The organism is Melioribacteraceae bacterium (assembly GCA_035362835.1).
Classification (GTDB): domain Bacteria; phylum Bacteroidota; class Ignavibacteria; order Ignavibacteriales; family Melioribacteraceae; genus DSXH01.
In genome coordinates this window covers 413,735-422,058 of sequence record DAOSDY010000003.1, presented here as the reverse complement: position 1 = coordinate 422,058, position 8,324 = coordinate 413,735, and the positions used below count along the sequence as shown (strand labels likewise).

General features: G+C 39.8%; 9 protein-coding genes. All 9 read left to right on the top strand.

Annotated elements, in window-relative coordinates:
* Window positions 1-69: 69 nt before the first annotated feature.
* Window positions 70-699 carry a transcriptional repressor LexA gene (gene lexA / locus PLZ15_12975; protein ID HOI30663.1) on the top strand — a complete coding sequence of 210 codons (630 nt, stop codon included), beginning with the start codon at window positions 70-72 and terminating at the stop codon, window positions 697-699.
* A 13-nt stretch (window positions 700-712) separates the two neighbouring features.
* Window positions 713-961: a hypothetical protein gene (locus tag PLZ15_12970; GenBank protein HOI30662.1), complete on the top strand. Its 249-nt coding sequence runs from the start codon at window positions 713-715 to the stop codon at window positions 959-961.
* 4 nt (window positions 962-965) lie between these two features.
* Window positions 966-1,352 carry a hypothetical protein gene (locus tag PLZ15_12965; GenBank protein ID HOI30661.1) on the top strand — a complete coding sequence of 129 codons (387 nt, stop codon included), beginning with the start codon at window positions 966-968 and terminating at the stop codon, window positions 1,350-1,352.
* 107 nt (window positions 1,353-1,459) lie between these two features.
* Window positions 1,460-2,284, top strand: coding sequence for an isoprenyl transferase (locus PLZ15_12960; protein ID HOI30660.1), 825 nt, complete (start codon window positions 1,460-1,462; stop codon window positions 2,282-2,284).
* A complete protein-coding gene (gene bamA, locus PLZ15_12955) occupies window positions 2,253-4,745 on the top strand; it encodes an outer membrane protein assembly factor BamA (protein ID HOI30659.1) in 2,493 nt (830 codons plus the stop codon). The genes PLZ15_12960 and bamA overlap by 32 nt, the downstream gene beginning before the upstream one ends.
* 27 nt (window positions 4,746-4,772) lie before the next feature.
* Window positions 4,773-5,306 carry an OmpH family outer membrane protein gene (locus PLZ15_12950; protein ID HOI30658.1) on the top strand — a complete coding sequence of 178 codons (534 nt, stop codon included), beginning with the start codon at window positions 4,773-4,775 and terminating at the stop codon, window positions 5,304-5,306.
* A gap of 19 nt (window positions 5,307-5,325) precedes the next feature.
* Complete coding sequence (locus tag PLZ15_12945; GenBank protein ID HOI30657.1) at window positions 5,326-5,835, top strand: OmpH family outer membrane protein; 510 nt, start codon at window positions 5,326-5,328, stop codon at window positions 5,833-5,835.
* A gap of 6 nt (window positions 5,836-5,841) precedes the next feature.
* Complete coding sequence (lpxD, locus tag PLZ15_12940; GenBank protein ID HOI30656.1) at window positions 5,842-6,903, top strand: UDP-3-O-(3-hydroxymyristoyl)glucosamine N-acyltransferase; 1,062 nt, start codon at window positions 5,842-5,844, stop codon at window positions 6,901-6,903.
* Window positions 6,903-8,321 carry a bifunctional UDP-3-O-[3-hydroxymyristoyl] N-acetylglucosamine deacetylase/3-hydroxyacyl-ACP dehydratase gene (locus tag PLZ15_12935; GenBank protein ID HOI30655.1) on the top strand — a complete coding sequence of 473 codons (1,419 nt, stop codon included), beginning with the start codon at window positions 6,903-6,905 and terminating at the stop codon, window positions 8,319-8,321. The genes lpxD and PLZ15_12935 overlap by 1 nt, the downstream gene beginning before the upstream one ends.
* Window positions 8,322-8,324 lie beyond the last annotated feature (3 nt).

Genomic DNA, 8,324 nt, shown 5'->3' with positions numbered 1-8,324 from the left:
CCCAGAAAATTTCTCTTGACATAGTGTATGCCTGTTCACTATATTCGTAGTGAACATAAGGACACTATTATGAAAACAGAACTAACGGACAGACAGAAAGAGATTCTGAGTTTCATTCAGGAATATGTTGTATTGAACAGTTTTCCACCTACTTATAGAGAAATTGGTCAGAAATTCAGGATTGTAAGTACATTCGGGGTTAAACGTCATATCGATGCACTTGTAAAGAAGGGCTATCTGAATACAGGAAACAATTTAAGCCGGACACTCTCACTTGTTGTGAATAACGACCCGATTCAAAAAGAGGAAACCATAATAGAGATTCCTGTTGTTGGAAGAGTCGCCGCTGGTCAACCGATTCTTGCCGAGGAAAATATTGAAGGGAATTTTATTATTGACAAAAACTTTCTCGGCAGCCGGACCGAATGTTTTGGATTGAAAGTCCGCGGCGACAGTATGATGAATGCCGGAATACTCGAGGGCGACCTTGTAATTATTCAGCCTCAGAAGGAAGCAGCTAACGGGGATATTATTGTTGCGTTATTAAAAGATGAAGCAACTATGAAAAGATTTTCGAATCTAAACGGAAAGATCTATCTGATCCCTGAAAACGAAAAATATGACCCGATTGTAATTGAGGACGACGAAGAATTTTCGATCGTTGGCAAAGTGATCGGTGTATTCAGAAGCTACAATTAATACAGGAGACCAAATGAAAACAATCTATTTTACTACCGCAATTTTTAACAGAAACAGAGTAAAATTTTTATACGGTTTAAACGAGGTTTTACTGGAACCTTATTATGTCGGCAGAAATAAAAATGGGAAGAAAGTAATTTACGGTAGAATAAACGGACATAACGAAATACGCGGATTCGACTATGAAAAAATCTCGAATATTAAAATTCTTGGGGTCGAAAGATTTTCGCCGATTATTCCGATAATTCCATTATACAATTAATATTATGCAGAGTACAAAAGAAAAAAGAGAGAGGATCGATTCATTGATCGATCATTTGTGGCGAAACGGTTACCTTACCCTCAGCCGCAAATACGGGAAGTACTTACCTTCACCTCAACCGGTCGGCAATTATGAAATTGATGCTGTTGCCAAATACAAAAAGAAAATTGCATTAGGCATTACCCTTACTGAAGAAGACCTTAACGATCCGGGTCTCGTTACAAAACTCCATTTTATTACTAACTTCCACACTAAGAATTCATCTAATAAAGTTACTCTTTTCCTAGGTGTACCGGAGAGCCACATTCTAAAAGCCGAGATGATACTTTCCTCCATCGACGATAATACCCGAGAAAAAATTAAAATTGTTTCTATTCCAGATAAACGCTGAAACTGTGTCTTAAAGCGGCCCTATCAAATAGAACCAATATGTAACCTTGACATTTACTCACCATCAACCTATTTTTTCAGGCCTAAAATTGAAGGTATATTAAAAAATTGGCAGTCAGGTTAACCTCAACCGAAAAAAAATCCATCGAAGAAACCAAGTCGAAAGGTAATATTCCTGTTCATATCGCAATTATTATGGATGGAAACGGCCGATGGGCGAAGAAAAGAAATCTTCCAAGGGTAGCCGGGCATCAGAAAGGGGTCGATTCGGTTCGCGCTGTTGTTGAAACATGCGTCGGTTTAGGAGTTAAATATCTTACTCTTTACACATTTTCTACTGAAAACTGGAAACGTCCCAAAGATGAAGTATCCACCTTAATGAGATTGATAGTAAAAAGTCTTCAGAATGAAACAGATGAACTTAACACCAATAATATCCGGCTAACAACAATCGGCAATGTAAATTCACTTCCCGAAATTGTTATGCAGGAACTTCAGCAGGCAGTAAACAAGACTTCGGCAAACACAAAGATGACCCTGAATCTAGCTTTAAGCTACAGCGGACGATGGGAACTTGTGGAAGCAGTTAAGAATATAACTGCACAAGCCGCTGCAGGTAATTTAAAGAGCGATGAAGTTTCGGAAGAACTGATATCTAAATCTCTTACAACATCGGGCATGCCCGATCCCGATCTGCTTATTAGAAGCGGCGGAGAATTTAGAATCAGCAATTTTTTATTATGGCAGATCGCTTATTCAGAGATCTTTGTTTCGGATACACTCTGGCCTGAATTCAGGTCGAAACATCTGATCGAAGCAGTAAAAAATTACCAGAAAAGAGAACGGCGGTTCGGATTAGTAAGCGAACAATTATCGGACAACCTGGGAAAAAAAATTAATAATGCAAATACTCACTCAAAACAGCTGGCCTAAGTTCACCATTATTTTATTGTTTTTTGCAACTGTTGTTGTTTACCCGCAAATACAAAAAGTAAATTATAAAATTCTCGGCATCACTGTTTCAGGAAACAAAACTGCCGATGCGAACACCATTATTGCTAATACCGGGCTCAAAGTTGGCGATGAAATTGATATGCCGGGAGATCAGACTAATAACGCCATTAAACGATTATGGAATCTCGGAATATTCGAAGATGTTCAGATTTTGATCGATAAAAAAATTGATGACGGAATATTTCTTAAACTCGTCGTTAAGGAATATCCACGACTCGAACAGTTTGTTATTCAAGGTAATGATGAAATAAGCGATAGCGACGTTGAAAAAATGCTCACGATTGTGCGCGGACAAACTCTTAAGCCGCAGGAAGTTGCGAAAATCCGGAATAAATTCCTCGACAAGTATGAAGACGAAGGATATCTAAACGCAAAGATAGATATTCAATACTATAGTTTTTTCAGAACCGATACTACCGAAGATGATATTCTTATCACCTGGAGAAACGAAAAAAACCTTGCCCAGGAATACCAGACTGAAATTGAACGAGATAAAGCAACATCAATTAATTCGATCGACCGGGTTAAAGAACGCACTCTTGTAATGTTCGATATCACTGAAGGAGATGAAGTAATTATTAGAAGCATCACATTCAACGGCAATGAAGCTTTCGAAGATGACGACCTGAAGAGTGAATTCGACGAAACCAAGGAGGACAGATGGTGGAAATTCTGGTCTTCCCCCAACTTTAAGAAATCCGATTATGAAAAAGATCAGGAATTGCTTACAAAATTTTACAGGAAGAACGGTTACCGCGATTTCGCTATTCTCGGCGATACAATAATTATTTCCGATGATAAGAAGTACCTCGATCTTGTGATTAATATTTACGAGGGCGTTCAGTACAAAATCAGAAATATAATCTGGGAAGGTAATACAGTTTATACAGACGATATGTTAACCGAGCGGCTTGAATTCTCCAAAGGCGATGTTTTCGATTTTGAAAAATTCAATCAGAATCTCTATTACAATGAAAGACAATCCGATGCTTCTTCACTCTATCAGGACAACGGTTATTTAGGATTCAGCCTGGAACCGAGAGAAGAAAAAGTAGGGGCAGACTCGCTCGACATTATTATAAGAGTAAATGAGAATAACAGATTTAAAGTCGGACGTGTTGATATCCAAGGCAATGTAAAGACTATGGACAAGGTGATACGCCGCGAGTTATATACGATTCCCGGGAGCTATTTCAGCAGGAGTTATATACTCAGGAGCATTCAGCAGCTTGCCAACCTGCAATTTTTCAATGTGGAAAATCTTTATAAATCAGGTGTTGATTACCGACCCGCTAACGATAGTACTGTAAACATTATCTATAAAGTTGAGGAGAAATCTAGCGATTATCTGAATGCTTCCGTTGGATACAGCGGTGCATTCGGGTTCAGCGGTGCTATCGGTTTTACACTTACAAATTTCTCCATTACCGAACCTTTCAAAATGGGTGGCGGACAGGTACTCAATTTCAGCTGGCAGTTTGGTGTTGGCAACTTTTACAGGACCTTTTCACTCGGGTTCACTGAGCCCTGGTTCCTGGATACACCAACTTCCGTTGGATTCGACCTTTTTGATACTCGGCAAAGGTATGTATACGACCTCCGTCAGTCCGGTATTACACTTAGAGGAGGAAGAAGATTAACATGGCCCGACGACTTTTTCTATGTGCAGGGTTTAACAAGATTTCAGTATAATGATGTTATAGACGGTCTCGGATATTATTCAGAAGGAATAACAAGACAATTTACAGTCGGCGCAACTATTGCGCGTGTTGATATAGACAATCCTATCTTCCCATCCCGCGGATCCAAAGTATCGCTGAGCGGTGAATTATCTGGCGGATTTCTTCCCGGTAACGTCGATTATCTCAAAGTGGATTTCAAAAGCGAATGGTACAAACCGATATTCAATACGAACAGAATTGTTCTCTACTCCAGCGTAGATCTCGGATATATTCACGAATTGAAGAAAGGGACTCCTATTCAGCCTTTCGAGTTCTATTACATGGGTGGAAACGGGATGATCATTGCTACTACACCTCTTCGAGGATACGACGATAGAAGTCTCGGTAACAGGGATGCTTCCGGTACAGTATTCGGAAGCCGTGTTATGGCAAAGTATACTTTCGAAATCAGAGGAGCTCTTGCCCTCGATCCCATTCCGATTTATTTATTGGCATTTGCAGAAGCTGGTAACGTATATTTCGATATCAAACAGACAGATTTATTCAATCTGAAGCGTTCAATTGGCGTTGGCGCAAGAATTTTAATAAATCCGATCGGATTACTTGGATTCGATTATGGTTACGGATTCGACCGCAGAAGTGTTGACGGTCAGGATCCTCAGTGGATTTTCCATTTCCAGTTCGGTAAAGGATTTTAACATTATAAATCATTAAAGAGGTAAAAAGTGAAAAAAACTATTTTCGTATTACTGTTGATTTCTGCTGTTTCTGTATTTGCTCAAACACAGCAGCCTGTTAATTTAAAAGTTGGATATGTCGATTCGGAAATTATTATGACCCAGTTTTCCGAAGCTATAAAAGCAAAGAGCGACCTTGAAGGATTTGTTGCCAAGTGGAGAAAGGAAGCTGATAGTATGGGAACGGTTCTGCAGAATGCATACGCCGATTATCAGAAACAGGCTTCAACAATGAAACCTGAACAACAGCGCGAAGCTCAGACTAAAATTGTTGAAAAAGAACAGGAACTTCAAAAATACAGAGACCAGAAATTCGGGCAGCCTAACGGCGAGTATTTCGTACGCCAGGAATCACTCCTTGCACCGGTTAAAGAAAAAATCTTTAAAGCAATTGACGAAATTGCAAAAGAGGAAAATATGCATTATGTTCTCGATAAGGCAGGCGAAGTGGTAGTTCTTTATGCCGATTCCCAGTTCGACATTACATTTAAGGTGCTTGACCGCCTTAAAAGAGGAAAATAATTTTTAACGGAATTTTATTATGAAACAAATCGGATTTATCTTATCTGCAATACTTATTATGGCTTCCGTATCAATTGCACAACCGAAGATCGGCTACGTTGATAGCGATACTATTATGAAACAGCTTCCCGAAGCCCAGGATACACAGAAAAAACTAGATGCCATCATCAAAGAATGGCAGGAAGAACTTTCCAAAATGGAGTCCGACTGGAAAGCCAGGTACGACGATTATGAAAAACGGAAACTGATACTAAGCGAGCAAAAGAGAATTGAAATTGAAAAAGAGCTTGTTCAGATTGAAGACCAGATATCAAAATACAGACAGGATAAATTCGGCGTTCAGGGGGAACTCTTCAGAAAACAGGAAGAATTGATGAAACCGATTCAGAACCGAATATTTAACGTTATTCAGGAAGTTGCAAAAGAAAATGAATACGATTTTATATTCGACAGAAGCGGGGATATGATCTTTCTGTTTGCCAAAGAAGAATATGATGTTACAAAATTAGTCCTCGAAAAACTTAAATGAGTTTTTATGAAAATAAAACTGAAAGATGCCGCCGACTTTGTCGGCGGTATTGTTATTGGCAATCCTGAACTCGAAGTCTCCAATATCGCCAAAATTGAAGAGGCGAAAGAAGGCGATATTACTTTTCTCTACCTAAAACCCTACGAAAAGTATTTAAGTACTACGAAAGCCTCGGCTGTTTTAATCTCCCCCGAGTTCAAGAAATCAAGAACCGATCTCAGCTACATCGAAGTAAAGAATCCGAATGTCGCACTCCACAAATTCATAATTACATTCTTAAAACCGGCTTTCATTATTAACGGAATTGATCCGTCTGCTTCAATTGATCCGTCTGTATCTGTCGGGAAGAATGTTGGAATCGGTAAAAATGTTGTTATCTCCGCCGGCTCTAAAATCGGCGACAATTCTATGATCTATCACAATACTGTTATTATGGACAAAGTTGCAATCGGCTCAAACTGCCTTATCTATCCGAATGTAACTATCAGGGAGAATTCTCAAATCGGCAACAATGTTATTATCCATTCAAATACTGTTATCGGCTCGGACGGTTTCGGTTATATTCCAAATGCTAAAGGCGAATACGAGAAAGTACCGCAGATAGGTAATGTTGTTATTGAAGACGATGTTGAACTCGGTTCAAACGTTTCAATCGACAGAGCCGCTTTCGGATCTACTTTATTAAAGAAAGGAGTTAAGATAGACAACCTTGTTCAGATAGCTCATAATGTTGTTATTGGAGAACATACGGCTATTGCAGCCCAGGCAGGAATTTCCGGAAGTACAAAGATCGGTAAACATTGTATGATCGCCGGTCAGGCTGGATTTGTAGGACATATTGAAATTGCAGATCAGGTTGTAATCGGCGCACAAGCCGGGGTTTCTAAGTCGATCGATAATGCCGGCAAGTTCAGAGGTTCACCGGCTCAGGAGATGGGAACACAACTCCGGTTCGAAGCTCAGTTGCGGAACGTTCCGGCAATGGCAGAAAAAATTAAGAAATTAGAAGAAAAAATTGCATCTTTGGAACAGAAAATTTCTGAGATAAATCAACTAAAGGGAGAATAATGTTAGAGCTCCAGAGAACTATTGCCAATCCAGTTTCACTTTCGGGAGTTGGATTGCATACAGGCACATCTTGTACAATGACTTTTAAACCCGCACCCGAAAATTACGGGATCAGATTTGTAAGAACTGATCTTGGCGGAAGGCCTGAAATTCCCGCAAATGCCGATTATGTTATCGATACTTCCAGAGGCACTACATTAGGATTGGGCAATGCTAAAGTTCATACTATTGAACATGTCCTTGCGGCTGTTGTTGGATTGCAAATAGATAATCTGGTTATTGAACTTGATGGAATCGAACCTCCGATAGGCGACGGCAGCGCTATGCCCTACGTTGAAAAAATAATGGCTGCGGGATTTGTTACACAGGACGCACCGAAGGATTATCTTGTTATTGACGAAACCGTAATGTACAGCGATGAAGCCCGCCAGGTTGATATAGTTGCGCTTCCGATGAATAGTTACAGAATTACCATCATGGTCGATTACCAGAACCCCGCTCTTGGAAGTCAGCACTCCGGCATGTTCGACCTTGAAAAGGAATTTGTTACCGAATTCGCCCCGGCAAGGACTTTCTGTTTCTTAAGTGAAGTTGAAATGCTGGCGGACCAGGGATTAATAAAAGGCGGAAATTTTAATAATGCCGTTGTTATTGTTGATCATGAAATTGATGAAAAAGGTTTAAGAAGTATTAAAGAAAAACTAGGCCTCGATGAGGACCTTTCGGTAACACACGAAGGATTCTTAAGCAACAATAAACTAAGGTTCAGAAATGAACCTGTGCGTCACAAACTTCTCGATATGATCGGTGATCTCGCATTAATAGGTGTTCCTATTAAAGCTCAGATACTTGCAGCCCGACCAGGTCACAAAGCCAATGTTGAGTTCGCAAAAAAAATCAGAAGCCTTTATCAGCAGAAAAAATTAGTTAAGAAATATCAGTTCGTTAAAAAAGAAGGCGTGGTGTTCGACGCTAATGCTATCCAGCGGATTCTCCCCCATCGTTACCCTTTCCTGCTGGTCGACAAAATTATCGATCTGGAACTTGATAAACGTGTCGTTGGTGTTAAATCTGTTACTATTAACGAACCGTTCTTTCAGGGTCATTTCCCCGGCCAGCCGATTATGCCCGGCGTTCTTATTATTGAAGCAATGGCGCAGGTAAGCGGAATTCTTGTTCTCAATTCTTTTATTGACCCCGCTAATCACTTGGTCTATTTTATGAGTATAAATAACGCAAAATTCAGAAAGCCTGTTGTTCCGGGTGATCAGCTAGTTCTTGAAGCCGAAGTGATAAGCAAAAAGAGCAAATATTTTTCGATTAAAGGCGCTGCTTATGTTGACAATACTCTTGTTGCTGAAGCGGAGTTCATGGGAGCTATAATTAATAAAGAAAATAAATCTGAAAATCTGAACTAATTT

Coding starts and splice junctions, on each gene's coding strand:
- lexA (HOI30663.1), top strand. CDS start 70: ATGAAAACAGAACTAACGGACAGACAGAAAGAGATTCTGAGTTTCATT.
- PLZ15_12970 (HOI30662.1), top strand. CDS start 713: ATGAAAACAATCTATTTTACTACCGCAATTTTTAACAGAAACAGAGTA.
- PLZ15_12965 (HOI30661.1), top strand. CDS start 966: ATGCAGAGTACAAAAGAAAAAAGAGAGAGGATCGATTCATTGATCGAT.
- bamA (HOI30659.1), top strand. CDS start 2,253: ATGCAAATACTCACTCAAAACAGCTGGCCTAAGTTCACCATTATTTTA.
- PLZ15_12945 (HOI30657.1), top strand. CDS start 5,326: ATGAAACAAATCGGATTTATCTTATCTGCAATACTTATTATGGCTTCC.
- lpxD (HOI30656.1), top strand. CDS start 5,842: ATGAAAATAAAACTGAAAGATGCCGCCGACTTTGTCGGCGGTATTGTT.
- PLZ15_12935 (HOI30655.1), top strand. CDS start 6,903: ATGTTAGAGCTCCAGAGAACTATTGCCAATCCAGTTTCACTTTCGGGA.